This is a genomic window from Wolbachia endosymbiont (group B) of Dolichovespula media (assembly GCF_947179505.1).
Classification (GTDB): Bacteria; Pseudomonadota; Alphaproteobacteria; order Rickettsiales; family Anaplasmataceae; genus Wolbachia.
Genome location: NZ_CAMXBR010000001.1, coordinates 218,029 through 243,872, shown reverse-complemented (window position 1 = coordinate 243,872; position 25,844 = coordinate 218,029). Strand labels below are relative to the sequence as shown.

Genomic DNA, 25,844 nt, shown 5'->3' with positions numbered 1-25,844 from the left:
AACGTTTTATAGTTACATCTACAAATTTTGAATCTAGCTCTATTGTCCTACAAATTCTTCCTGTTCTCTCGCATGCAATCAGTGTACTTCCAGAGCCGCTAAATGGATCAAGTACGATATCTCCTGATCTACTGCTATTAACTATTGCTCTTTCCATTAGCTCTACTGGCTTCATCGTTGGATGTAGTGTATTGTGTGTTGGCTTATCATAAAACCACAGATCACTTTGATTTCTACCTCCATGCCACTCACGTTTATTGCCGCTTTTCCATCCATAGAGCATTGCTTCGTATTGTCTTTGATAATCAGACCTGCCTAGCGTAAAATGATTCTTTGCCCAAATGATAAATGTTGACCATTTTCCTCCCGCTTCCTCAAATGCTTTTTGCAACGTTGAAAACTCTGATGATGATGCACAGATGTAAATTGCTCCTTTCGTATATGCTAAAATATGGGAACAGATGTCATAGAGAAAAAGCTCATACTTTTCACCTTGATTATCATTTAATATCTTTTTGTCTTGGCTATTACCATAATCAACGTTATATGGAGGATCACAAACAGTAATGTCTGCCATTTTATCATCTAACAGCGCTTTATATGATTCAACTACAGAGCTATCACCACAATAGATTCGATGATCACCTAAAATCCAAAGATCACCTGGCTTTGTTATTTCTACCTTTTTGTCATCAACAACTAAGTCAGAAAGATCTTCTTTTTCACCATCTAAATCATCAAGAAAGTTTTGAACTTTTTCTAATTCAAATCCAGTCATTTTAAGATCAAACTGCAAATCTTCTAACTCTTGAATTTCTACCTTTAAAAGATCATCATCCCACTTTGCCCAATTAGCTGATTGATTTGCCAGTAATCGAAAAGCTTTGGTTTGTGGTTCATTTAAATTATCACTTAAAACAACTGGAATACTCTCCATACCAAGTTTTCTTGCTGCTTTAAGTCTTAAATGACCATCAACCACAGTTCCATCGCTTTTTGCAACTATTGGAATACGAAAACCGAATTCCCTGATTGAAGCACACATTCTATTTACTACGTCATCATTCTTACGTGGATTACGCTCATATTCGACTAGATTTTCAACAGGATAGTAGTGGATTGCTAAATTCATATCTTAATAATTAAAAAGTTAATATTCAAAATATCTCTGACGCTAAAGAAGGCCTGGGGTCTGACCCACCAAACCCACCAATATGGCCGAAAGGACCCACTTTTTATGGATTTTTCGTCTTATTAATATCTTTACTGAAATTCATAACGTAGAACATTAATGCCAAAGCATCAGATTCATTATCATCTTTAGGTGAAAACCCTTTTCCCTTTACAGCTTCAATAACTTCACTCTTACTTGCATTGCCTTTGCCTGTTATAAAGCGTTTTATAGTTTTAACATTAACACCTTTGTACGGCACATGATGTTCTTCACACCAAGCAGACAGAACTGCGAGAAAACCGCCATAGCAATGCGCTGCATCAGTTCCTAGATGTCTTCTTACTTCCTCAAAATACACTGCAGAAATGTCCTTCAAAGAATTAAGCCAATTACGAAAATTCAAGAAGCACATGCCACCTCCGCTAAAACGGCTACCATGAAAGCTTTTGCTTCCACTTTCAATTACTCCATCTGTTAAAATTGCCCAGCCGGTTTGCTTGCCGAGATCGAGTGTTAGGGTTGACATTTGCTATTATTAAAATTACAAGTAGCACTTACTCCAAAATATCGTCTGGTTTCTGCAAAATACACTAGAAATTCATAGGTTTTTGTAGTCCAACAACGGAAATTCGAGAATTATGTGCTACTGCAGAAAGTTGTTTTCTTGTTATATATATTCACCAAAATTACGAAAACTGTTCACTTTTTTTTGCAAAGGATAAAAACCTTGTTAAACTTGTCTGCAGGTTTGTTTTGTAACAGTAGAATTACTAAGGATAGCTTTTATTTGTATCCGTTCAGAGGTGTGGCTTAAGAGACAATAGATAGAAGGTTTTGAAATGGATTTAACTTTTTTTGCCTCCAAGTGAGATACAGCGAAATTATCCGCTCAAGGAATCTATTCCCTCGCTCTGACTGTGCAAAATATGAATTCTTACGATGGACAACATAATGCCGTATTTGTCGCTCAACATGATTATTCGTTAATGGAATATTCTCTGGATCATCCAAAAATGTCCACATCATTGGCTCGGATTTTATAATACCCTTTACCGTTCGTGAAGCTCCTTTTGCTTCAAGTATATAAGATATTTTTATCATGCAGTACTGCATAAATCTTCGTAACTCTTTAGCTTGCTTAGTGAACTTTGAAATACTAATTTCATTTTCTGACAAAGCGTTTTTTAATGCAAATAATCCATTAGCTGCATCTTTTAAACAATGGCCAAGTCTCATTACTTCACTATTCCAGCTATGAGATAACCTCTCGAAATTTCTCAATAAGTGAGCCCAACAAATTTGTCGTTTTTCATCACTGAAGTGGTTGTAAACTGCATATCTGTCGGTAATTATCAGATTTTTGTAATCACAAAATGCACTATTCTTTAAAAACCTCATTCCTCTTGTATCTGCTAACTTCATAAGACTTGCTTTATTGTTGGCAAACATCCAGCACCATCCCAATTTGCCTTTGTTGTAGTGACTGGTTTCATCAATATGCAAAATTTCGCTTGCTTTCATTTCTTCCTCTATTTGTTCATAAGCTTCTTTACATTTTGACGAGACCCTTGCTTCGCTATTGGACACACTACCAACACTTATACTCATGTTAAAGATGTCTTTCATAATATTCGCTATTTCTCGCTTTGAATTCTTATAAAACCCACTTAGTGATGCAACTACTGACTTAACTCTAGGACCAAAGGTATCAGGTGTAACTCCTTCTGGTAATTTGCTACTCCTTCTTTTTCCACATTTACGACAGCGTCCATGTTCTAGTTGGTATTCCACTACGTAAGGTTTGATTTTTGGGAGATCAACATTCTGGTGAATATACGGTTTATTGCATACTGCAATTTCTCCGCCACATTCACAAGTATCATGTAATCTTACTCTAATTACTTCATCTGCTTCCATTTTTATCCGATAATTTCCTTTATGACCAACTTGACCGCCTATCTTCCTGCCACCCTCTGACTTATCTTCTGGTGTGTCTTTTTTTATTTTGTACAGCTCTTTTGAACTTGGTAAAGATGAATTCCTTGAGTTTAAGCCAAGTCTCTCTCTTAGTTCAGCATTCTCTATTTCTAAGATTTTATTTTTTTCTTCAAGCTTTGCTACTTTTTGCTCTAAGTTTTTATATAACTCTACAATACTGATCAACAATTGAAGCACCTAGCCTTACCTTACTATCAACATTTTCTGTTATTATTACTTTGATATATTATGTCAATTCTTTTTTATCCTTACCATACCTCTGAACGGATACTTTTATTTGAGTTTAAAGGCTATTATAGACGTTCTTTGGTGAGCAGTGATAGTTTTTTCCCTAAAGTCACATCTAGCTTTAAAACACAGTTTTTGCCTTATTTAAAAAAATATAAATTCTCAATTACGTAACTTACCAAAAGCCTAAATTTCTTTTGCTTTCTGTTTTCAACTTTTCTGTTTGAAGCACATCTACACTCAATGCCCCTATACTAATATATACCGGATTTCTTCTACTTTTTCCGGGATTTTCTAAAAAAAAAGTTAAAATAATTTCAAAACTGCTTACCAGCTAAAGAATAAAGTAGATAGTTCCCTATTTTTAGAGTTTTACAGTTGCTTGTCTTTTTTACAAATAACCTATATGCTACTTGAAGTAAGGTAGAGTAGATATGATAATAAATGAAAACGAAATTTTATTATATACAACTCCAGATGCTTACTATTACCCACAAATAAAAACATAGTATTGTATTTACTCAAATAATTTAATTTTATTAACTTGAAAGCTTATTAGATTGAAATTATTAAACTAAGAGTTATAATTTTAGCAACTAAAAGCTGTAAATTGCACCATATAAACAGTTATTTCAAGCAAAAGTTATGCCATTAAGAGCTATGCAACAAACATTTATATTTGTGGGTAATAGTAAGCTCCAGATGGAGACGTGAGAATTGATGTTTTGTATCGAGATGAAAACATTTGGCTTACACAAAAAAGAATGGCGGAGTTGTTTGATGTTAATATTAGAACAATTAGTGAGCATTTACAGAACATATTTGCTAGTCAAGAGTTAGATAAAGATTCAGTTATCCGGATTTTCCGGAATACTGCTGAAGATGGTAAACAGTACCCTACACAATTTTATAATTTGGATGCAATTATAGCTATTGGTTATCGAGTTAATTCTAAAAAGGCTACATCTTTCAGAGTATGGGCTACAAAAATTTTGAGAGATTTCATCATCAAAGGATTTGCATTAGATAGCGAACGGCTAAAAAACGGCCCAAAGTTTGGCAAAGACTACTTCAATGAATTACTTGAAAAAATCAGGGAAATACGAGCATCGGAACGTAGGTTTTACCAGAAGATTACCGACATTTATGCTGAATGCTCTGCAGACTATGATCCAAATTCAGAAATAACAAAACAATTTTATGCAAAAGTACAGAATAAATTATATTGGGCGATTTATGGCCTGACTGCAGCAGAGCTAATATATTCTCGAGTTGACCACAAAAAACCAAATATGGGGCTAACTACATGGAAAGATGGTCCTGGCAACAAAATTCATAAGAGTGATGTGAGTACTGCAAAAAACTACTTGACTGAAAAAGAGTTGAGTGAACTAAATCATATTGTTTCCTAGATTATGCGGAACTTCAAGCAAGAAAGCATCGGCTAATGAAAATGTAGAATTGGGTTGAAAAGTTGGATGCATTTTTATTGTTCAATGATTATGAAGTGCTTAAAGATGCTGGTAAAGTTAGTGCTGAAGTTGCAAAAGCTCTAGCTGAAGGAGAATACGAAAAGTACAGAGTTGTACAGACATGAATCTGATTTTGATGAATTAATTAAAGCAAGTAAAGAAAGTGAGAAAATAACTACAACAAAAACCAGCTTGTAGTTGAGCTATCTGTGTTTGACATCTTGCTTTTATTTTAATTTCAAGGGGGGTGAAAAATTGTGTGCGCCAAGAAGTGCGTAAGGAACAGTTGGTGAAAATCCAACACGGGTAAAGCTTAGCCAGCAACCTGGAACAAACCATTATGCTGCGTAAGGTAACGAGCGTAGTAAAGCTAATGGAATGGACAACATAGGGTGCAACGAAAGTGAAGGTATTGAGTCCCGTAATTCACGCGTCATGGGGGCCGACACTTTACATTTGGTGGAAGGCAACATGGGTAATAACGCTAAGGAAAGATATTACTCACCCCATCGGGATCGAAGGCCGCGTCATGTGTTGAGATGGACCTTACGTGAACTTGGGAGATCCTTTGTATTCCTGTAAGGGTACTCTGGAACAAGTCAATAAAGGCAAGGACTGGAGGAAGATGCAAAGGAAGTCGGACTAACTGATAGTACTCGGAGTGTGGGAAAGCCACATACAAGGGGAAGCGGTTAGCAATATAGTGACTGGTATAGGGATTGCTATACCAATACAACAGAGATTGGAGGAGTATGCAAGGAAAACTAAACCAGATAGCAGTAAGGGCTAAGCAAGATAAGCGAGTAAAATTTACATCGCTAGTTCATTTGATTAATGAAGAGAATCTTGCAGAGTGTTACAAGGAACTAAAACGCAACAAGGCTTGCGGTATAGATCGTGTGACAGTGGAAGCTTATGGAGAAAATCTAGAAGAGAAACTTAGAACGCTAGTGGATAGTATGAAGAGAAAGCAATACCGACCGCAACCAGTGAAAAGGGTATACATACCCAAAATTGGAAGCAAGGAAAAACGCGGTCTCGGAGTACCATCAACAGAAGAAAAGTTGGTACAGGTAATGCTAAAGAAGATATTAGAAAATATTTATGAAGCAAACTTTATGGACAGCTCGTATGGATTTCGACCAGGAAGAAATTGTCATCAGGCGATAAACGCTCTAGATAAAGCAGTTATGCACAAACCAATTAACTATATTGTAGAAGTGGATATCAAGAAGTTCTTTGATAATGTTCAACATAAATGGCTAATGAATCGTCTAAGGGAACGAATAGCTGACCCAAATTTATTGTGGTTAATAAAACGATTTCTAAAGGCAGGAATAGTCGAAGTTGGATGTTACAAAGCAACCGATCAAGGCACACCACAAGGTGGTATAGTAAGCCCTGTATTAGCTAATATATACTTACACTATGTGCTGGACTTATGGTTTGAAAAGAAATTTAAGCCAAAAGCCAGAGGATATATACAGCTAATAAGGTTTTGCGACGATTTTGTAGTTGGCTGCGAGAGGGAAGAAGACGCAAAAGAATTTCTAGAATTACTGAAACAAAGACTAAGTAAATTTGGATTGGAAATAGCTGAAAATAAAACAAAAATAGTAAAGTTTGGTAAGAAAGAATGGTATCAAGCAGAAAGAGAGAAACGTAGGACGGCTAGCTTCAACTTTCTAGGATTTACACATTATTGTGGAAAAAGTCGTAATGGTAAACTTATGATGAAGCAGAAAACTTCAAAAATAAGCCTAGCTAGAAAGATTAAAGAAATCAAAGAGTGGTTGAAGATGGTACGAAGTCGTATCTGTCTCAAAGATTGGTGGCAGAAACTTAAAGCCAAACTAACAGGACACTATAGCTACTTCGGAGTTAGCGGAAATTATCGGTGTTTGATTCAATTCAATCGACTGGCAACAAAGTTAGCATTTAAGTGGATAAACCGACGTAGTCAAAAGAAAAGTATCGATTGGGAACAATTTATACACTATTTAAAAGTAAATCCATTACCAAAACCAAAGGTATATGTTTCTTTATACACAGGAGCACTAGTGTGAACGCTGTATTGTGGAGCCGTGTGCGGGAAATCCGCAAGCACGGTTCTTTTGGGGAGACTATGGTTATGAGACCAAATCGCTGATTTCAAGGTCATAAGTCTCTACCAGACCCCCACCCTTTAGAAAGCCCTATCTACCAATAAATAGTGAAAACACAAATCTTTGTCTCCATTATACGCGATAAAATTGGAGACGTAAATAAATAAATTTAGATCTTTGTCTCCATTTTAAGCAGTTTACGAGCTCAGTAGCTTATGTTTATGGCAGCAACTTTTTTCCTTTAGCTTCATCTACAAATTATTTATAGAGATTACCTAAAGACTCAACTTAAGAATTTTAGATAAAAGTCGTTATATCTCAATAAGACCTCCAAAACCAGCTCTTGTTTCACCTAAATTACAAAAACTTTTCACTTTTTTGAAAAAAATGTTTTACAACGAATAAAAAGCGTGATAGGGTACAATGGTTTTTTTTATAACAAGTAAAACTTTAAAGCAAGAGATAATTTAGAGATGCCTCATAATCAAGTTTTAAGCTACCCTAGGTGAGTAACTTAGGTCTTGGTGGAATTATACCCTGAGGTTGTAGAATTGCTTTAAAACCCAATTACGGTTCATTTGTTTTTTCTGAGCATTGTCTTTCATTTCTTTTATCAGATAATTTTGAAAGAGAGCTTTACACGTATCCATAGCTTATTATTGTAGACTGGTTAGTAACCGAACAGAGTAGTATGTTTTAAAGTCATACTACTATATTATTATTATATAATAATAGGAAATTTTGGAAACTGGAGACTGGTCAAAACCCCGCAATACTCCTAAGCTTTTTGCCACCTAAACCAGATTACAGCTCAGAAATCTGTCAACCATTAAACCATTGAAAATCTGGCATTTTTTTACTACCAGAAAGTACCAGATCTCATAAACTGCACCAGATTCTGCCAAGACTGAAGAGTTCTGGAGTCTGAAATAATCAATATACTTCGTAAGTAACCTTATTACTGTAGATGATATAGAAGAGATCTAATTATAGTAAAGCCAAATGTTTGAATCTTCAACTGGCATAATACTGCCATATTCTGGCGATTTATAATCGGTTGGTAAAATCTTCTCATATACTGTAATATCCTTATTTAGTTGGTTTGTAACTTTCTTTTCCATATCTTCAACACAAAGTATCCCATATTTACTTCTTTCAGCATTTTTATCATTCCTGTTAAACTTAATGTAACCTTTTGCAGCAAGAACATCAATGCGTTCACGAATGGAGTTTTTACTACCAAGACCTGCTTTATTTTCAAATACCTCACAGAATGTATTGATTGTATATACTTTCCCTCTATTTCTCGCCTCGTCGTAAATTAATTGCAGTATAATATCATATCTACGAGAACGCTCTGCATCTAATTTTTGTCCATAATCTTTATGTATCAGTCTCTGTGACTCATAATCAAGTATTTGCCAGCAGTTATCGATTTTATCAACACATTTTGATGGAATAGCATGACCATTACGTAATTCAAACATCAGTTGACGACTACTCTGCCGTTCATCTGGCTTAAACATTATCATTCCCGTAGTATAAAAGCTTCTTAATGAACCAGCACCACTGAAACTCTGAAAAGGATCTTCTTCTAATGATTTCTTTTGCATCTTCTTCGTGTGATGTACTAAAATGACTCCTGCATTCGGATTAACTAACTCTCTCAATTTTTCAACTCTTTCTTGCAGGAAAAATAGCATAGCATTATTATCATTTTCACTACTGTTCTCGCCAGCATCAAAAACGTTACGTAGTGGATCAATAGCTATAATATCAACTGTATTTGAACCAAATGATTTTTTTATTTCACCAAGAACTTCATCTATACTATTATCATTTAAGAGTAGCTTTGTTTGAGGTGTAATGACTAAGTTATCCAAAGCAATCTCAAGCAGTTCTTCATTGATTTTTAGTTGCTGTAGACGTTCACGCATATAGTGGTAGCCAATTTCAGTTTGAAGATAAAAGATTCTTAAAGGCCTTTTAGGTACCATATCAAGAAATTGAGCTCCTGCTGCCATGTAAATTAGCCAAGAAATTAAAAAGTCACTTTTTCCTACTTTAGGTGCTCCAGCAAACACTAAAAGTCCACTTGGAGTTAAAATTCGAGGAGCAACTATATCTTCTGGCATCGGTGATTTATCGTTAAAGTATTGCCTTGCAGAAAATGAAATCAAACTTTTTGTACTTAGAGTATTAGTAGTAAGTGCAGTTGAAGCTAAAAATTCTTTAACATTTATTCCTTCCTCTACACAATCTGCAGCATCCCAGCCTTTTGTTTTATTTTGTGGAATATTAAGAACAACAAGTGATTCAACTCCGATTTCTAAAAGCTTTTTTTCAGCATTTTTAGCATATTTCTTACCTGCTTCATCATTATCTGGCCATATAATAATGTGTTTACCTTTTAGCGGAGTCCAATCAGTTTTCTCAATAGGTGCATTTGCTCCAGACATCGCTGTTGTTGCAGTTATTCCCTTCTCTATCAGCGCTTCTGCACATTTTTCCCCTTCCACCAGAACAATTTTATCAGACTTTAAGATTTCTGGAATGTTGTAGATTGGCCTTATTCCTGGTGAACCATATCTGCCTCGCTTAACATCAAAAGGCTTGTATACTTTTTTCTTTCCGGGAGGGTCAGAACGGTAAACTTTTACAATCACCTGACCATTTTCATCATAATAATTCCAACTGTGGGTAATAAATTTCTCGAAGTCTTCATCAACATACTGTTTCTCGATGTATTTTTTATTATTTCCGAGCCACTCAGCTATAGAAGCCATTACCTCAGGAAACTCTGTCCTTGCATTCTTTCTATGTACAGATGCCCAAAGGTCGATAATGTCACCACCTTCTCCAGCTGCAAAATCATTCCATAACCCAGCTCTACTGCCACTTAGTTCTACTCTTAAACTTTTTCCTTTGTTACCATGCACATCACCTATTCGAAATTCATCACCATGGAAGGTACCATTGGGGAAAAGGTAAGAAAGACAAGATCTTAAATTCAACAATAGTTGTGCTTTAATCTCTGGAACATTGTATGAAACACTCATAATTAACCTTTAAATTCGGAGTCTTGTTCTATATATTCACCGGATTTACAAAAACTGTTCAGTTCGTAGGTGCGTTGTCTGATCAAAGTTTTGAGTGTCTGAGATTTAGAAAAGATTCTAGACTTTCAGAGGGTAAAAAACTCACGATTGTCTGAGGTATTTTTTTCATGTCCTACAATATTTACTAAGAAAGTTTCATCCTTAAGTCTTTCATTTAAGGATACATCTTATGAAATCTCGAAACTCTTATTCAGGTATTGATCCTAAAGTTGTTAATTTAATAAAATTTTATGCAAAATATTACAAATCGCTTACTGATCAAGATATTGAAGACATAGAACAAGACCTCTTCTGTGAATTTCTTTCATGCATAGATCAGCATGATAAAACTAAGGGCAGTCTTTCAACTTTTGCTAAGCAAGTTGTTAAAAATCGTATTAATAATCTAGTCCGTAAACACTCACGTACTACTCCTAAGCTTGAAAATAATGTGCAACAGGAAAGTTACTGTTTTGAAGATGAAGCGATACCACGTATTGATGTTGAGCAAATTATTTCAAAATTACCAAAGAAGTGGCAAGTTTTATGTGAACAATTAAAACACCACAGCATTGCTGAAGTTGCAGACATAAACAATATGTCACGGACTACTTTGTACAACATTCTCAAGAAAATGCGATCTAAATTTGCACCTGTTTACGGAAAAAAGCATAAGAAAAATTGAACAGTTTTTTGAAATTTGGTGAATTTATATATAGTGGCAAATTAAGGTAAAAGCATGAAAATAATAAACAGCAAAGAAAGAGCAAAAATGGTCACAGGTGTGAAGATAGTAATCTTTGGACCTTATGGAATCGCCAAGACTAGCCTACTTAAAACCCTCGATGAATCAACAACACTTTGCCTTGATTTTGAAGCAGGACTTCTAGCTGTACAAGATTGGAAAGGAGATTCAATCAGTATTCGTACTTGGAATGAGGCAAGAGATATTGCATGTCTCATAGGTGGTCCTAATCCTGCATTAAGGTCTGATCAGGCGTATAGTCAAAAACATTATGAGCATGTCTGTAGCAAGCACAAAGATCTTCTTTCTGAGGTTTCTAAATACCGCTCTATTTTTATTGATAGCATAACTGTTGCATCACGTTTATGTTTTTCATGGGCCAGAATGCAACCTGAAGCTTTTTCAGATAGATCAGGAAGAGAAGATAAAAGAGCTGCTTACGGATTACTCGCACAAGAAATGATGGCCTGGCTCAATCAGTTTCAACATATCAGAGATAAAGACATCATCATAGTTGGCACATTAGGTCAATATCTTGATGACTGCAATCGTCCAACTTGGCTGCCTCAATGTGAAGGAGCAAAAACTGCTAGTGAAATTCCAGGTATTGTTGATGAAGTAATTAGTATGGTTGGAATCAAGAAAGATGATGGTACAGAGATTCGCTCATTTGTCTGTCAGACTATTAACTCTTGGGGATATCCCGCTAAAGATCGAAGTGGCTGCCTTGATATGGTTGAAGAACCGCATTTAGGTAAATTACTTGCAAAAATTAAAGCCAAAACCTTGGCTTCTGTTGCCTAAATTTAATTTTAAAAGGAGTAATATGGAACAAAGCTTTTTCAACATCGGTCAAAAAGTCCCTTTTTATAGCGTAAAGGAATATTTAAGTGATCAAACGCCAATACCAGAGGATATAATCTCACCAAGAATTTTAACGAAAAGAGGTCTATTGGTACTGGGTGGTCCACCTAAAATCGGCAAAAGCGATTTTCTGATTTCATGGCTCGTTCATATGGCCGCTGGGACTCCGCCAACAATATTGCAATAAACCTGAAACTTGAGAAGACTATTTCCCGAAAGCTTCTACAAAAAGAACGGAGAGTTGAATTTATTTATAGAGCTAATGATCAAATAACCATATGTCTCGATGGATAATATATGGTAGAGCTCATGGGCAACAAGAAATTAATAGTTCGTATTAGTTGTAGTTATGAAGTAAATCGATTAGCAGAGTTGTATCTATTAGATGCGTATGAAAAATTAGTGTTAAGTAAACCAATAAAAGCGAGCAAAAAGGAAGAAAACTCTGAATATAAGAAAGTAGATTTGAGGACGGTAAAATGGTAACAGTTAGTTTATATGCAAGAGTTTCTTCAGGGAAGCAAGCACAAGAAGATACAATAGCAAGCCAAATTGCTGCTATAGAGAATCAAATTAGTATGGATGGACATAAATTATTAAATGAATATAAATTTATTGATAATGGTTATAGTGGTTCTAACATAATCCGTCCTGGTTTGGAAAAATTACGTGATAAAATAGCAGAAGGTAACATTGATAAGGTTTATATTCATTCTCCTGATCGTTTATCTCGTAAGTATGCATATCAGATGATATTACTTGAAGAGTTTAAGAAATTAGGAGTGGAAGTCATTTTTTTAAATCATCAAATTAGCGATAATCCAGAATCTCAATTACTATTACAAATGCAAGGTATGATAGCAGAATACGAACGTGCAAAAATCATGGAACGAAGTCGTCGAGGAAAGATTTATGCAGCAAATAAGGGTTGTATAAGTGTAATGAGTGCTGCTCCTTATGGCTATCGTTATATAAACAAAAATACAGAAACAGGACAGGCCTTATTTGAGATTTATGAAGAAGAAGCTGAAGTTGTTCGTAAAGTATTTTCTTGGGTAGGAAGAGAAAGAGCCAGTATAGGAGAAGTATGTCGTAGGCTAAGTGCTATGTCCATTATGACGAGAACTGGAAAAGAGTATTGGGATAGGGCTGTAGTTTTGAGTATGTTAAAAAACTCTGCTTATAAAGGACAAGCAGCTTTTGGTAAAACAAGGTTTGGTGTCAAACTAAAACATATAAGACCGAAAAAAAACTCCTGCGAGCATCCAAAAGATAATTATTCTACTTATCCTGTTCCAAAAGAGGATTGGATTTATATTAAAGTACCTAGTATAGTAAGCGAAGATTTATTTGAAATCGTTCAAGAACAATTAGCTGAGAATAGAAAAATAGCAAGAACAAGACAAAGAGGAGCAAGACATTTATTGCAAGGTTTAGTAGTATGTAAGCTTTGCAATTATGCATATTATGGTACTAGCACTGCAAGGAATAAGGAGGGGGAAAAAACTAATAATCAGGTATATTATCGTTGTGTTGGCACGGATTCATACCGTTTTGGCGGTAATAAAATGTGTAACAACAAATTAATTCGTACAGATACATTAGACATGGCTGTGTGGGAAGAGGTAAAACATCTATTAAAAAATCCAAATAGAATATTAGAGGAGTATAAACGTAGACTTTCAGAACTTAAAAAATCACCACTAGATCAAAAAAGTGCTTTGCTTGAAACACAAGAAGATAAATTAAAACGAGGTATTGCAAGGTTAATTGATAGTTATGCTCAAGAATATATTGATCAAGAAGAATTTGAGCCAAGAATTAAAGCAATGAAACAAAACTTAAAAATGGTTGAAGAACAAAAGAAAAAGATATTTGATCAGAAAAAACTCACACAAGAGTTAACTCTAGTAGTAACAAATTTAGAGGGGTTTTCCTCTAGTATTAACTCAAGTCTTAATAATGCAGACTGGCTAACTAAACGTGATATTATTAGAACGTTAGTTAAGCGAATTGAGATTAATTTTGAGGATGTAAACATCGTGTTTAGAGTAAAAGAGCTTCCAGACTCTTTTCATATGGAGAAAAATCAATGCTTGCAATGTTGTTGTAGGGGTAGGTAGATCATTTCTTGGTATGACACCAAATAGACCTTTGAAAATCTTCTACATGCAAACTGAAATTGAATATGAATATATGAAAGAACGTTTGCAACAACTTCAACTTGATAAAGAACTCTTAGATGTAGCTGCTAACAACTTAATTATCACGCCAAGAGTACAATTATCTTTCAGCAGTGAAGAAATAGATGAAATTAAAAATACTGTCAAAGAACGTTTTAAGCCTGATATTATTGCGATTGATCCTCTTCGTAACATTTTTAACTCAAGTGAATATGGCAATGAAAACGACAATAGCGCTATGTTATTCTTCTTGCAAAAAACACTTGAGAGATTGAGAAATATTATTAATCCAGATTCGGGCATAATACTCACCCACCACACAAAAAAACTGTCCAAAAAGATGCTGGAAGAAGATCCATTTCAAGGCCTAAGCGGTGCTGGATCTTTACGTGGATTTTACAGTACTGGTATGGTGATGTTTGCTCATGATGAGGAAAGCACTACCCGTCAAGTAGTATTTGAGTTGCGAAATGGTGAACGTGTAGCAAGTAAGCTCGTCGATAAGATAAATGGTCGTTGGAAACTTGTAGACCAATGGAGTTGATTCTTTTTTTTACTTAATTTATAGGGAACAATATGCTAACAGATTTTTTAACTGATTTTAATAACGCGAAACTGCAAAGCAGTTTAATACCGAAAGGTACAACAGTCAAGGTAAAAATGGCAATAAAGCCTGGAGGTTATGAAAATTGGTTCACGAAAAGCTACACTACTAGCAGCATCTATTTAAACGCTGAATTTACTGTCACTGAAGGTCCATATGCAAAACGCAAGATTTTTCAGATTATAGGTGTCAAAAGTGGCAAAGCAAGCGTTGAAGGAGAAGATGTTTGGGGAGAATCTGGACGTTCTATGCTTAGAAGTATTTTAGAGTCAGCACAGAACATTCATTCAAATGACACTTCAGAAAAAGCAGTTATTGCTAGAAAAGTCAACTCTATAGCTGATTTTAATGGGTTAGAGTTTACTGCAAAAGTTGGTATTGAAGCTGATCGATACGGAGAAAAAAACAAGATTGCTACGGTTATTACTCCAGAAAATACTGAGCTTGATTGGATACCTTTCTAAGCGAATAAAAGAATCATTTTTTTATCATAAATTATTGGAGGGCACCTTTTATGAATAAATCTCTAGAAGAAATAAAAGCGTTAGTAATTGATAGAATTGAAGAATACCTACTCCATTTACTACCTGGTGGCGAGTTTTATAAAAGTAAGTTTTACATTGGAGATTCACGTGGAGATAAAATAATAGTTGAGACAACAGGAGAAAGAGCAGGAGATTGGTATAAACTAGCCAAAATTAAAGGAGACGTAGTTGAATTTTTTACTTTCATTGCAGGTGACAAAAAAAGCGCTGAAGAATTGTATCGGTATATTTTAGAGAAGTATCCTTCTGCGTTTTCTGTCCAACATTGACTAAGGAGCTTAGCTAGCACTTAAGTTAATGGTAGATGGATTAAGCCGGTAGCCTGACCAGTTACATGCTTGTATCACATCATCTCGTCTTATATTTAGTCCCAAGGTGCTAGCTAGCTTTTCTGCTATTGTTTTTTGCATTCTGTTAAGAGGTCTGCGCACCTGCTGTTCTGGGTCTTCAATACCTAAACTATCTGCTATTTGAATGATACTAAGAAATTTATATTCTTTAGCTGCTTCCAAGTCACGCAAAAATTGTTTAAGTAATACTCTAAAAATGCGGATGCTTGAAGTTGCTTGTTTGCCTATAATTTCAACGTTATTAACATAAATAGTATTATCTTCAACTTTTAATCGCAGTATCTTTTTTTCTGGGAGAGTTGTTTCTTGCAGTGGAACATAAGGGAATGCTTGAAAAGAAACGTTAGGTAATAATTCTGGTACTCCTTTTTCAACTGCTTCGCTTAGTATTTGATTTAGAGTTTGATGTTCACAGATTAAATCAGCCATGGGAATAGTGTATAGGCTTAACAATATTTTTAAGTCTTCTTTTCCAAAAGTTATAAGAACAGCAACATTAGTTCTTAACCTATCTACAGTTAAATATGACTTATCAGTACATAAAGTTGGTATGATAACGCTTACTATTTTACTTTTAAAACTTATATGATATATCCCATTTGCCGCCTTTTCCCATATGAGTCCTATTAATAGTTTTTCAAACCAACTTATAATTTTTTCCGTATTGAGTTTAATTGAAAGCACAAGATAACGCTGTTTTTTATAAGTATCAGGAAAAATATCACGACCACAATCCTCGCAAGCTAGATCATCGCAATCTTCATCAAAACCATGAGAAATGATAACCTCATTTTTGCAATAAGGATTTTGTATATTTGGAAAATCAAGATCTAAATCATTAGCACAAATAACGAAGTAATACTTCTCAAGTTTAACAAAATCAAGCTGACTGAGATACTCTGCAGCCTCTATATAGTTTTCGTCAGGATTTACCCAGGACCTATTTACTAACATATTATCAATATCTTGAGAGTGTTTTCGACAAAACGGTAATTCCATAGCTATCTCTAATTAAAGACTTAAAATCATCTCGTTCTTTTATATTGAGAACATATTCTGAGTAATCAATTTCTATATAATTTGCGTATTGCGTGTCTGTCTGAAAGGATAAAGTAACTTTTTTACTTTTGAACAATACTTTGATATGCTGAACAAGCGAAACATCATGCAGTACACTACCAACCGAAGGCTCTATCTTCTGCAACCACTCTTCAATATTATCCGTGTTTAACGTAAGATTAGTTTTAGATTTAGATGGACCAAATTTCAATTCAAATAGGCGAATATCAGGTACATGTTGTTTTACACAGTCATTCAAAAAAGTCCTCACTTGTGCTGTTGTATTTTGGTGGCGCATGTTAGTAAATGAACATTCTCGCTGAAAATAACAGCTTACTATTCTATTTGCTATTTTTAATCCTTGATCAAAACTTTGAATAGATAGGTTTACTTGGTTAGCGTTTAAAGCAAAGTCAATAATAATTCTACTAGGTTTATAACCGTGTATTACCTTATTTGAACTGATTAATAAATCCTCATCTTTACTAGCACGTCGTATAAATAAGTAAATACTATTTTGGTAGTAAAAGAGTTCTTGAAACTGACTTTCAAAACTATCATTTTCCGAGAGATCATGCTGTTTTAATATTTCCTGTATTGTACTTTCTGATAAAAAATTCTTAAATGAAGTGGACTTTTGTCTTGGAGGATTTTTTAATACGAAAGGTAAAAACCCTTTTTTCTGTACTTGATTAAAGCAGAAAATTTGTTTTAGTAAGTTACGATTAGTTATAAAGAGAGTAAACAACAAGGACTTTTTGTTATATTTGTTATTTTGCAACAGAAATGATTTCAGAAGATCTTGGCTTAATACAGACTGTGCTACTTCAGCTATAGTTGTTTCTGATTTTGCACGACTAAAACGATTGACTAAGTAATAATCAAACAGAGATCCAGAAATTTTAATAAGCATCTTGCGTTTTTGCTGAGTTGAAATATCATCGCATTTTTCGTAGTCTTTAAATAATTGCCTGTTTTGTTTATTCTGAAAGTAATGGTTAAAGATCACACTTAATTGTCTACCAGAAAGAGAATTAAGCCAACTTTCACGTAAACTTGGATTTTGAAAATCCTTAAGCAAAAAGGATACTGGCATTTCTAAATTACTTTCCCAAAATTCCTCACTAGCTATCATATATCTAAAAGCAAATATGTTATGTCTAAAATAGATTAAAGATTAGTCAACAAAAATTTATTATGAAAAAAAGAAGAATTTTCCTAAAAAAACTGAACAGTTTTTGTAATTTTGGTGAATATATATACAGGAGTCAAATTTTCAAATGTCAATTCTTACACAGTCAGGAAGAGCAGCAATAGCAGCAAGCATAAAAGAGCAATCTCTACATCTTGCCTGGGGCAGTGGTGACTCAAATTGGGAAAGTAGCCATCAGGTCGAAAAAGTTTTTGTTGAGGGTGAAATAGCTCTAGATCACCATACTATTAAAGATGTAAGGGTTTTTACAGGACAAACAACTTATCAGCCAGGTATAGATTATATAGTTGATAGCAGTAGTGGTGTAATAAAACGTACGGAAAATAGCTCTATCAGGGCAAATAGTGCAGTTACTGTAGAGTATAGTTGAAAGCACCCCACCGGAGCCTATTACTTCTCAAAAACTACTCAATGAACTTGGCAGACGTACTGCAGATGAAGTGCTATTCTGCACAGGTGATGAAAATGGAGAGCTTTTGACTCTTTCTGGAAGGTTTAGGCCCTCAAATGTACCAACCAACAATCTTTTTCTCAAATTCACTTTCGATTTCACGGATGCAGCAAATCAAGTTATACGGGAATTAGGGGTTATGGTTGGTACTAAAGTAAAAGAAGAATTACCTGAAGGACAGAGATATTTCGAGCCAAAAGACGTGGAAAATCCGGGAATTTTGTTAGTTTTAGAACACACCGTACCACTTATCAGAACTGCAGCAACCAGGGAAACTTTTTCATTTGTTGTAACTTTTTGAATTTTTCTAGCATTAAATGACTTTAAACGCCTATTATAACCGCTTTAATCCTGACAAAGAATATGAGAAAAGCTTATTTCTTGCTGGAAGAGGTCTACAGTCTGCAGAATTAAATGAGACTCAGGAGTATGCTCTTTCTAAGCTTAAAGGTATAGGTGATGCAATATTTCGCGATGGTGATGTTATAACAGGAAGCAATTGTATTATAGATAGAGAAACTGGTAAAGTTACGCTTGAATCAGGAAAAATCTATCTGCGTGGTGCAGTTAGAAAAGTCGAAAAAGAAGAATTTGTTATTCCACTGAGTACCACAGTGCGTATCGGTGTTTATTATCTAGAATCTACGATTACAGAACTTGAGGATGAAAATCTTCGTGATCCTGCTGTTGGTACAAGAAATTATCAAGAAGTAGGGGCAGCAAGGCTTAAAGTTTCCACCATTTGGGGTTATCAATATGAAGGTCTTTCTCCACGTTTTTCTGAAGGAGAGTTTTATCCAATTTACAATATTGAAAATGGAGTATTAATAGAACATTCACCGCCACCACAAGCAAACATAGTAACTACTGCTCTTGCTCGTTATGATAAAGAAGCAAATGGTTCCTACGTCGTAAATGGTCTTGAAGTAATGTTCCTGCAAAAGGAAGAGGGAGAAGGAGGAAAAAAAATATTTGTGATTAATGAGGGCAAAGCTCATGTTGATGGTTATGAGATTGAACTTCCTCACAGCATTCGTGTTTCTTTTGATGAAGATCCGAATATAAAATCAGTTGAATCAGAACCACACACTTTTCAGCCAAATAGCCAAAGAGTAATGGAACTTAAAGTTAATGATTTTCCAATCAGTGAAATTAAAAAAGTAGATATCACTGTTCAAAAAACCATTACCATTACTCATGGTTCATATTCTGGAGCTATTGATCCGATACCTGACTCTGCAGTACTTGAGATTATTCAAGTTAAACAAGGCAATGTTATTTATGAAAATAGTATAGATTACAAATTAAACGCAGGAAACGTTGATTGGTCATTACCAGGTAAAGAACCAGCTCCTGGAAGTAGTTATCAAATAACTTACCGCTGCCGCACTCATGTAATTCCTGAAGATATAAGTGAAGAGGGGTGTAAAGTAAAAGGAGCAGTTGATAACAGTCTGGTTTTGATTGATTACACCTGGAAAATGCCACGCTTTGATTTAATTACTATCGATAGCAAAGGGGTGGTAAGGAGAATAAAAGGTATAGCTCACCCTTGGCGACCATCGATGCCTAGAGCGCCTAGTGGACAACTTTTACTCTGCTACATTCATCAGACGTGGAAAAAAGGCGAAGGGGTAAAAATAGTGAATAATGCTATTCATGCTGTACCGATGAATGAGCTTGAAGCAATGAAAAAAGGAATAAATGATCTTTATGCGCTGGTTGCAGAGGAACGTCTACGCAATGATGCAAATTCAAGAGAACCTACCACCAAAAAAGGAGTATTTGTTGATTCATTCTTTGATGATGATATGCGCGATCAAGGAATTTCGCAGTCTGCAGCAATAGTAAATAGAGAGCTCAGACTAAAGGAGAAAAGATCAATCCATACCAAGCTTTTGATCTAGTACCGGCACAAATTACTCTAAATAAAAATATAGATCACTGGACGGAGGTAAAAACAAATTGGAAAAGTTCAGTAACAAGAGTATTTAATGTTAAAGAAACGACAGAGCTGCTGTCAAGTACTTCATACGAAACTGAATTTATGAGAGAAGCAATACAGAATTTTGAAATTGAAGGTTTTGAGCCAAATGAGAAGCTTAAAGAGATAAAATTTGACGGAATAAACATTCAACCTATAACTTAAAACTGGAAAACCAAATGTTAACAGCTAACAATCAGGGAAAATTAAAGGGAAAGGTGAAAGTACCAGCAAATATTCCAGCCGGTACTAAATTAGTGCAATTTTACGGGGATAAAGGAAGTTATGGAGAAGCAACTTATACTGGTAAAAAAACTATTATCATAGAGGAAAGAAGAAGAGTTATCGCAGCAAGAAGAGTTGATCCTTTAGCACAAACATTTACTTTAAATGAGAGCAGACACATAGGGGGTCTAGATTTATGGTTCACAAATAGCGGCAAAAAACGTGTTGTTGTGCAGATTAGAGAAACAGCAGTGGGAATGCCCTCGCAGACTGTCATTGCTGAAAGTTGTATTGAGCCAAAAGATATAAAGATAGATGGCACAGCAACACGTATAGAGTGGTCACCAGTGTTTTGCCATGCAGGAGAGGAATATGCAATAGTACTACTTACTGATGATGCAGATACTGCAGTAAAAATAGCAGAACTTGGCAAATATGATGCAGTAAATAGCCGTTGGGTAACAAGCCAGCCATATCAAGTAGGAGTATTACTGTCGTCTAGCAATGCAAGTACGTGGACTCCACATCAAAATTTAGATTTAACGTTTCGATTACTAGCTGCAAAATTTAGCGAAAGTTCTCACGTTATTGATCTGGGCAAAGTTACTGCAAATAACGTATCAGATTTAATTGTTTTGACGAACGTCGAAAAAGTAGCATTTGATACCAATGTAGAATTTATCTTAACAGATGAAGAGGGAAAAGAGAACTTTTTGTCTGATAATTTGCCGCTTGCACTGCGCGAAAGAATAAATGGGGAATTAACGGTAAAAGCAAGCCTAAAAGGAGGGCGAGAAAAAAGTCCTGTTCTCTATCCTGGGTTACAGCTAGTTCTAGGTAATCTTTCAGAGTCCGGAGATTATGTAACGAGAAGCATTACAGCAGGGGCTAACACTAAGATTACCATAACATATGATGCGCTAATACCTGGCACTGCAGATGTTAAAGCATATGTACAAAAAAACGTGGATTGGCAATTAGTAAATTTAACATCAGGAAAACCAATTGGAGAAAATTGGGTAGAGAGAGTCCACATACTGACAAACTTTAATGGCAATGAGACAAAGATAAAATTGGTTTTAAGTGGAACAGTTGTCTATCGTCCTAAAGTCAAAAATTTGCGAGTGATTATTACTTGAATCAATGCCAAATGACCAAAGCAAACGAGGATATACACTACCACATCCAGAAAATATTGCTGTGCAGGATGTTGCTCGTATCCGTACCACAATTGAGAAAATAGATGAAGATATTACCGAAAGAGAAGATGAGCATAATCAACTTAAGAGTAATTTTGAGCGGTTTAATTTTGAGACTTTTTTAAATTTTTGGAAATGAAAGAAGCAATATACCAAAGGATAAAGGATTTAGCAGCAAATAGCACACCTGATCAACTGGCATATCTTGCAAAATCGCTGGAATTGATAGCAGATAAAAAAGCTATTGCTGACATTGTGCAGATGACTGAGGTAAAAGAGATAATTGATGCACTACAAAAGAGGCTTAAGGATTTAGCAGCAAACAGTACACCAGATCAATTAGCATATCTTGCTAAAGCATTGGAATCAATAGTCGACAAAAGTGCAGTTTCTGAAATTGTACAGATGACTGATGGTAAGCTAAAAGAACTTCTTGATAGTGCAAAAAAACACTTAACTGATCTGGATAATAAAAAAGCTAGTTCTTTAGCAGTGATCTCTGAATCAGAGAAGCAGTTATTAAAGAGAATTGATGAAAAAGGAACAACAAATTTATCGCTACTTGATACGAGAAAGAATGCCAATATTGCAGCAATAAATAGCATTAGTAATAGTCATAAAGATGGTCTTAAAGGTTTAGTAGAAGATTTTCGTGCTGTTACCACTGGCTCATCAATTATTAGGGAAATAGAAACTCGTGATAACCAATTAAAAACATCCCTTATAAACGAGATAAAAACTAGAGATGATGAGCTGAAAGTGTCGCTTACACAAGAAATAAGAAAGCGCAACATGGTTGAACCAGGGTCATTACCTTTCTTATTTGGTGTACTTGGCAGAAAAAATAATTATTTTGGCCACGGAACTTTTACGACAGAGCTTGGAAAGTGGAGTAGTGATATAACAAAAACTGACTATATGTTACAACTACTAGCAGGTAGCCATACGTACAATACAGATTACGTTAGTTTTTATCGGCCAAGACAACTAAGTTTTATAGAGGGAAGCAAGGGAACATTTATTTACGGAGAGTTATGCACAAAAAGCTTTTCGGGTAGTTATGATGAGATATACTATTACCCATATGCTGCACTTGGAGTAGTATTTGTAAAAAATACAACCAATGTGAACATAAATAAAGCAATAGAATTTGTTGGATCATCGTATTCGAGTACGGAGTATGGAGGTGCAGGATTATTTGTGGGAACACCAGATAATACCAATTCTAATAAATCAAGAATTTCAAGAATAATATGGAAAAATGTTTACCAATACACGAGTTCTGATAGCAAATTAGCTGGATCTGGTAATGTGGAGATTCCAGCAGGAAAAACAGTTGCAATATTACTTTACACATCATCTTACCTGTATTCCAGAACACAAGTTAGTCAAGGTATGCTTGCATCAAATTATGTACACAACTATGGTCAATTTATTCAGTGGGGGATTTATAACATACGTAGCAATTTTCTCACCACAGGGCTTGAGGTAGATGTGGAAAGGACGCTCAGGGGTTGGCAATGTCCAGGGTTAGAACGAACTGATCAAATATGGCAATGAGGAGGAATTTGTGACTATTTATATACGTTTTGAAAACCACAAGCAGATTGAAACAACAATACTTGAAAACAAGCCAACAGGAAATGATTGGTATGAAGCGCCAAAGAATTTTGATTGGCAAAAAAGTTATTGTTTAACAGAAGGAGGAGAAATTGCTCAGCGAAATCAAGAAGATATTGAGTTGGAGTTACTGGATAATGCAAAGCTTTCTGCACTTGATAGTATGCGTTTTTATTATGATAATCATACTCACCAATACGCAGGACATTCTTACCAGAAGTCTAAATCTTATGAGATTCAAGCGAAAGCCGCAGAGAACATCTTAGCAGCACCAGAATCTATGAATGCAAAGGATAAAGAAATTATAGAACCTTTAGCAAAAGTCCGTGGTATTACGGTTATTGAAATGGCAAGAATAATTGAGGAAAAAGTGAAAAAAGCAGTAAAAGCGATAGTGAAATGCGAGGAGTTGGAAGACATGGCGAAGAGGAAAATTGAAGAAGCCAAGAGTGAACGAGAGCTAGAGAACTTACTAAACGATTTTAAACAAAAGATGCAAAGAAATGGCTGAAGAATTTTTGCACGGAGTAAATGTTATTGAGGTAACCTCAGGGGCAAAAACAGTACGTGCAGCTAAATCATCAGTGATAGGTGTAATCGGTACTGCACCTGAAGCTGATGAGCAAAAATTTCCGCTAAATAAACCAGTGTTAGTTGCAGGAAGCTTAAAGGAAGCAGCAAAGCTCGGAAAGAGTGGCAGTTTACCTTCTGCAGTAAATGGAATATTTTCCCAAATCGGTGCAACAGTAGTAGTTATTCGAGTTGAAGAAAGTGAAAACAGCGATCCAAAATTAAAAGAAGAAGAGACGCTGAAGAATATAATTGGAGGAGTTGATAAAGAGACTGGAGAGTATCAAGGGATAGAGGCATCCCTCAGTAGTGAAAGTATAGTTCATGTTGCTCCAAGAATATTAATTGCACCTCAGTTTACTTACCAACTACCAGAAGATGCAGTGGTTGCAGCATTAATTCCTATAGCAGAAAAGCTGAGAAGCATAATAGTAGCAGATGGACCAAATACCAATGATGAAGAAGCAATCAAGTGGAGAAAAAGTGTAGGCAGCTCAAGAGTTTACGTAGTTGATCCATGGATTAAGGTATTTATTGAAGGAAAAGAAGAAATTTTGCCAGCAAGCCCATTTGTAGCTGGTTTAATAGCAAAAGTAGATAGCGAACAAGGATTTTGGCACTCACCTTCAAATAAAGAGATAAATGGTATTGTTGGAACAAGCAGGCCTATTGATTTTACGCTCGGTAATACAAATTGTAGAGCAAACCATTTAAATGAAAATGAAGTAACAACGATAATTCATCAAAATGGCTATAGGCTTTGGGGCAATAGAACATGTTCAAATGACTCGAAATGGGCTTTTCTGTCAGTGAGAAGAACGGCTGATTTAATTAACGATAGTTTACTTAGGGCTCATTTATGGGCAGTTGATCGCAATATCACTAAAACTTATATAGATGATGTGATTGAGGGGGTGAATTCCTATTTGGCCAATTTAAAAGCCCAAGGAGCGATTATCAGTGGAAAATGCTATGCAACTCCCGAACTCAATACACCGGCGAATATTGCAAGCGGAAAAGTATACTTTGACTTTGAGTTTACACCACCATATCCGGCTGAGCAAATAATATTCAGATCCCATCTTGTAAATAATAGTGTAATAAGTTAGGAGAAAGCGAAGTGTTACCCAAAATACTGAGAAATTTTAACGTATTTGTAGATGGTCGTGGTTATGCAGGAAAAATAGATGAAATGACCCTACCAAAACTTACCATAAAAACAGAAGAATATCGAGCTGGTGGTATGGATATTCCAATAAATATTGATATGGGCATGGAAAAGCTTGAAGCAGATTTCACTTTTTCTGAATACGATACAGAGCTCTTTCGGTTATTTGGGTTGATAAATGGAAATTCAGTATCTTTGACGCTCAGAGGTGGAATGCAAGGGAGTGGTAGTAACGATATTGAAGCTGTAGTAATCAATCTAAGAGGCATATTCAAAGAATTTGATTTTGGTAGCTGGAAACCTGCTGAAAAAGCAACGCTGAAGTGTACTATAGCTGCTCATTACTATAAACTTACTATAGGTGGTAATGAATTAATAGAGATCGATGCTGAAAATATGATTAGAAAGATAAATGGCGTTGATCAAATGGCCTTGCTGCAAACGATTCTAGGGATTTAATATGGTTGACAAAATTACATAAAAATGTTAAAATATAAGAAGTTGTAGGTATATAGTTAATATGGATTCTAAAGCTCATACAAATTCCATAGAGCAGCTAACTGGTTTACTTGTTAGTGTAGCACAATCTCAAGACAAGTCCGTTTTAAAGTTATTAACTGAATTAATGGAAGAAGAAATTGAAGATATGGAGTTATCTAAGATTGCTGACGAACGCTATAAAGAAAAGAGGGTTAAACATCAAGATGCCTTCTGGGATTAAGCCTTACAATATAGACTATTCAGAATCTGTTATAAAGAAAGACATTCCGGCTCTTCCAGCAAAAGTAAAATTAATGATTAAGAAGGCAATAATGGAGCGTCTAACAGTTGATCCAATTGGACTTGGAAAGCCATTAAAGCATAACTTAAGTGGACAACGTAGTCTACGGGTGAGTACCTATCGTATACTTTATTATATAGATGTACCAGAACATACAGTAGTTATTACTTCAATTGAACACAGAAAAGATTCTTATCAAAGCTAATCC

At 35.2% G+C, this 25,844-nt stretch carries 23 protein-coding genes and 4 pseudogenes; 21 read left to right on the top strand and 6 right to left on the bottom strand.

The window, feature by feature from the left end:
• From OM967_RS01180 to tnpC, 3 genes are all read right to left on the bottom strand, one after another.
• A partial coding sequence (locus OM967_RS01180) for a DNA modification methylase (RefSeq protein ID WP_264337409.1) occupies positions 1-1,132 on the bottom strand: 1,132 nt, incomplete at its 3' end.
• Positions 1,133-1,235: 103 nt separating this feature from the next.
• A complete protein-coding gene (locus OM967_RS01175; RefSeq protein ID WP_264337408.1) occupies positions 1,236-1,700 on the bottom strand; it encodes a crossover junction endodeoxyribonuclease RuvC in 465 nt (154 codons plus the stop codon).
• A 284-nt stretch (positions 1,701-1,984) separates the two neighbouring features.
• Entirely contained in the window at positions 1,985-3,337 is a 1,353-nt protein-coding gene (gene tnpC, locus OM967_RS01170) for an IS66 family transposase (protein WP_264337407.1), read from the bottom strand.
• Between the two features lie 773 nt (positions 3,338-4,110).
• Between tnpC and OM967_RS01165 the strand changes: the two genes are divergently transcribed.
• The 3 genes from OM967_RS01165 (at position 4,111) to ltrA (ending at position 6,938) form a co-directional block, all read left to right on the top strand.
• Positions 4,111-4,812, top strand: coding sequence for a virulence RhuM family protein (locus tag OM967_RS01165; RefSeq protein ID WP_264337406.1), 702 nt, complete (start codon positions 4,111-4,113; stop codon positions 4,810-4,812).
• A 62-nt stretch (positions 4,813-4,874) separates the two neighbouring features.
• A complete protein-coding gene (locus tag OM967_RS08170) occupies positions 4,875-4,997 on the top strand; it encodes a hypothetical protein (RefSeq protein ID WP_264337405.1) in 123 nt (40 codons plus the stop codon).
• A gap of 627 nt (positions 4,998-5,624) precedes the next feature.
• Positions 5,625-6,938 carry a group II intron reverse transcriptase/maturase gene (gene ltrA / locus OM967_RS01155; protein WP_264337404.1) on the top strand — a complete coding sequence of 438 codons (1,314 nt, stop codon included), beginning with the start codon at positions 5,625-5,627 and terminating at the stop codon, positions 6,936-6,938.
• A 1,022-nt stretch (positions 6,939-7,960) separates the two neighbouring features.
• On the opposite strand, the gene OM967_RS01150 is transcribed toward ltrA, so the two are convergent.
• Positions 7,961-10,036, bottom strand: coding sequence for an AAA family ATPase (locus OM967_RS01150; RefSeq protein ID WP_264337402.1), 2,076 nt, complete (start codon positions 10,034-10,036; stop codon positions 7,961-7,963).
• A gap of 229 nt (positions 10,037-10,265) precedes the next feature.
• On the opposite strand from OM967_RS01150, the gene OM967_RS01145 reads away from it, so the two are divergent.
• The 8 genes and pseudogenes from OM967_RS01145 to OM967_RS01110 all read left to right on the top strand — a co-directional run bounded on the left by OM967_RS01145 (position 10,266) and on the right by OM967_RS01110 (position 15,285).
• A complete protein-coding gene (locus OM967_RS01145; RefSeq protein WP_264337400.1) occupies positions 10,266-10,760 on the top strand; it encodes an RNA polymerase sigma factor in 495 nt (164 codons plus the stop codon).
• A gap of 54 nt (positions 10,761-10,814) precedes the next feature.
• A complete protein-coding gene (locus tag OM967_RS01140; protein ID WP_264337398.1) occupies positions 10,815-11,624 on the top strand; it encodes an ATP-binding protein in 810 nt (269 codons plus the stop codon).
• A 22-nt stretch (positions 11,625-11,646) separates the two neighbouring features.
• Positions 11,647-11,847, top strand: a pseudogene (locus tag OM967_RS01135) (AAA family ATPase); the annotation flags it as partial.
• A gap of 134 nt (positions 11,848-11,981) precedes the next feature.
• Positions 11,982-12,170, top strand: a complete 189-nt coding sequence (locus tag OM967_RS01130) for a hypothetical protein (protein ID WP_038249248.1) — start codon at positions 11,982-11,984, stop codon at positions 12,168-12,170.
• A complete protein-coding gene (locus OM967_RS01125; RefSeq protein WP_264337395.1) occupies positions 12,164-13,807 on the top strand; it encodes a recombinase family protein in 1,644 nt (547 codons plus the stop codon). The genes OM967_RS01130 and OM967_RS01125 overlap by 7 nt, the downstream gene beginning before the upstream one ends.
• Positions 13,803-14,411 (top strand): annotated as a pseudogene (locus OM967_RS01120) (AAA family ATPase); the annotation flags it as partial. The gene OM967_RS01125 and the pseudogene OM967_RS01120, both read left to right, overlap by 5 nt.
• Positions 14,412-14,443: 32 nt before the next feature.
• Positions 14,444-14,935, top strand: a complete 492-nt coding sequence (locus tag OM967_RS01115; protein ID WP_264337393.1) for a hypothetical protein — start codon at positions 14,444-14,446, stop codon at positions 14,933-14,935.
• A 50-nt stretch (positions 14,936-14,985) separates the two neighbouring features.
• The gene (locus OM967_RS01110; protein WP_264337392.1) at positions 14,986-15,285 is read left to right on the top strand and encodes a hypothetical protein; all 300 of its coding nucleotides are present in this window, start codon (positions 14,986-14,988) and stop codon (positions 15,283-15,285) included.
• A gap of 9 nt (positions 15,286-15,294) precedes the next feature.
• On the opposite strand, the gene OM967_RS01105 is transcribed toward OM967_RS01110, so the two are convergent.
• Together OM967_RS01105 and OM967_RS01100 are read right to left on the bottom strand one after the other, a co-directional pair.
• A complete protein-coding gene (locus tag OM967_RS01105; RefSeq protein WP_264337391.1) occupies positions 15,295-16,365 on the bottom strand; it encodes a hypothetical protein in 1,071 nt (356 codons plus the stop codon).
• A complete protein-coding gene (locus OM967_RS01100) occupies positions 16,325-17,560 on the bottom strand; it encodes a hypothetical protein (protein WP_264337390.1) in 1,236 nt (411 codons plus the stop codon). Before OM967_RS01100 ends, OM967_RS01105 begins: the two co-directional genes overlap by 41 nt.
• Positions 17,561-17,705: 145 nt before the next feature.
• On the opposite strand from OM967_RS01100, the pseudogene OM967_RS08045 reads away from it, so the two are divergent.
• The 10 genes and pseudogenes from OM967_RS08045 (at position 17,706) to OM967_RS01045 (ending at position 25,841) form a co-directional block, all read left to right on the top strand.
• A pseudogene (locus OM967_RS08045) lies at positions 17,706-18,390 on the top strand (hypothetical protein).
• Between the two features lie 16 nt (positions 18,391-18,406).
• A pseudogene (locus OM967_RS01085) lies at positions 18,407-20,238 on the top strand (DUF4815 domain-containing protein).
• Positions 20,239-20,252: 14 nt separating this feature from the next.
• On the top strand, positions 20,253-21,437 hold the full coding sequence (locus OM967_RS01080; RefSeq protein ID WP_264337387.1) for a hypothetical protein: 1,185 nt from the start codon (positions 20,253-20,255) through the stop codon (positions 21,435-21,437).
• Positions 21,438-21,441: 4 nt separating this feature from the next.
• Positions 21,442-21,636: a hypothetical protein gene (locus OM967_RS01075; RefSeq protein ID WP_264337386.1), complete on the top strand. Its 195-nt coding sequence runs from the start codon at positions 21,442-21,444 to the stop codon at positions 21,634-21,636.
• Positions 21,633-23,057: a hypothetical protein gene (locus OM967_RS01070; RefSeq protein WP_264337385.1), complete on the top strand. Its 1,425-nt coding sequence runs from the start codon at positions 21,633-21,635 to the stop codon at positions 23,055-23,057. The genes OM967_RS01075 and OM967_RS01070 overlap by 4 nt, the downstream gene beginning before the upstream one ends.
• Before the next feature lie 10 nt (positions 23,058-23,067).
• Entirely contained in the window at positions 23,068-23,628 is a 561-nt protein-coding gene (locus tag OM967_RS01065) for a hypothetical protein (RefSeq protein WP_264337384.1), read from the top strand.
• The gene (locus OM967_RS01060; protein ID WP_264337383.1) at positions 23,621-24,796 is read left to right on the top strand and encodes a phage tail sheath subtilisin-like domain-containing protein; all 1,176 of its coding nucleotides are present in this window, start codon (positions 23,621-23,623) and stop codon (positions 24,794-24,796) included. Before OM967_RS01065 ends, OM967_RS01060 begins: the two co-directional genes overlap by 8 nt.
• Positions 24,797-24,807: 11 nt before the next feature.
• Positions 24,808-25,314, top strand: a complete 507-nt coding sequence (locus OM967_RS01055) for a phage major tail tube protein (protein ID WP_264337382.1) — start codon at positions 24,808-24,810, stop codon at positions 25,312-25,314.
• A 61-nt stretch (positions 25,315-25,375) separates the two neighbouring features.
• Entirely contained in the window at positions 25,376-25,576 is a 201-nt protein-coding gene (locus OM967_RS01050) for a hypothetical protein (protein ID WP_007303020.1), read from the top strand.
• Positions 25,560-25,841: a type II toxin-antitoxin system RelE family toxin gene (locus OM967_RS01045; RefSeq protein ID WP_010082215.1), complete on the top strand. Its 282-nt coding sequence runs from the start codon at positions 25,560-25,562 to the stop codon at positions 25,839-25,841. The genes OM967_RS01050 and OM967_RS01045 overlap by 17 nt, the downstream gene beginning before the upstream one ends.
• The last annotated feature ends 3 nt before the right edge of the window (positions 25,842-25,844 follow it).

Coding starts and splice junctions, on each gene's coding strand:
- OM967_RS01175 (WP_264337408.1), bottom strand. CDS start 1,700: ATGTCAACCCTAACACTCGATCTCGGCAAGCAAACCGGCTGGGCAATT.
- ltrA (WP_264337404.1), top strand. CDS start 5,625: ATGCAAGGAAAACTAAACCAGATAGCAGTAAGGGCTAAGCAAGATAAG.
- OM967_RS01150 (WP_264337402.1), bottom strand. CDS start 10,036: ATGAGTGTTTCATACAATGTTCCAGAGATTAAAGCACAACTATTGTTG.
- OM967_RS01145 (WP_264337400.1), top strand. CDS start 10,266: ATGAAATCTCGAAACTCTTATTCAGGTATTGATCCTAAAGTTGTTAAT.
- OM967_RS01140 (WP_264337398.1), top strand. CDS start 10,815: ATGAAAATAATAAACAGCAAAGAAAGAGCAAAAATGGTCACAGGTGTG.
- OM967_RS01130 (WP_038249248.1), top strand. CDS start 11,982: ATGGTAGAGCTCATGGGCAACAAGAAATTAATAGTTCGTATTAGTTGT.
- OM967_RS01125 (WP_264337395.1), top strand. CDS start 12,164: ATGGTAACAGTTAGTTTATATGCAAGAGTTTCTTCAGGGAAGCAAGCA.
- OM967_RS01115 (WP_264337393.1), top strand. CDS start 14,444: ATGCTAACAGATTTTTTAACTGATTTTAATAACGCGAAACTGCAAAGC.
- OM967_RS01110 (WP_264337392.1), top strand. CDS start 14,986: ATGAATAAATCTCTAGAAGAAATAAAAGCGTTAGTAATTGATAGAATT.
- OM967_RS01105 (WP_264337391.1), bottom strand. CDS start 16,365: ATGGAATTACCGTTTTGTCGAAAACACTCTCAAGATATTGATAATATG.
- OM967_RS01100 (WP_264337390.1), bottom strand. CDS start 17,560: ATGATAGCTAGTGAGGAATTTTGGGAAAGTAATTTAGAAATGCCAGTA.
- OM967_RS01080 (WP_264337387.1), top strand. CDS start 20,253: ATGTTAACAGCTAACAATCAGGGAAAATTAAAGGGAAAGGTGAAAGTA.
- OM967_RS01075 (WP_264337386.1), top strand. CDS start 21,442: ATGCCAAATGACCAAAGCAAACGAGGATATACACTACCACATCCAGAA.
- OM967_RS01070 (WP_264337385.1), top strand. CDS start 21,633: ATGAAAGAAGCAATATACCAAAGGATAAAGGATTTAGCAGCAAATAGC.
- OM967_RS01060 (WP_264337383.1), top strand. CDS start 23,621: ATGGCTGAAGAATTTTTGCACGGAGTAAATGTTATTGAGGTAACCTCA.
- OM967_RS01050 (WP_007303020.1), top strand. CDS start 25,376: ATGGATTCTAAAGCTCATACAAATTCCATAGAGCAGCTAACTGGTTTA.
- OM967_RS01045 (WP_010082215.1), top strand. CDS start 25,560: ATGCCTTCTGGGATTAAGCCTTACAATATAGACTATTCAGAATCTGTT.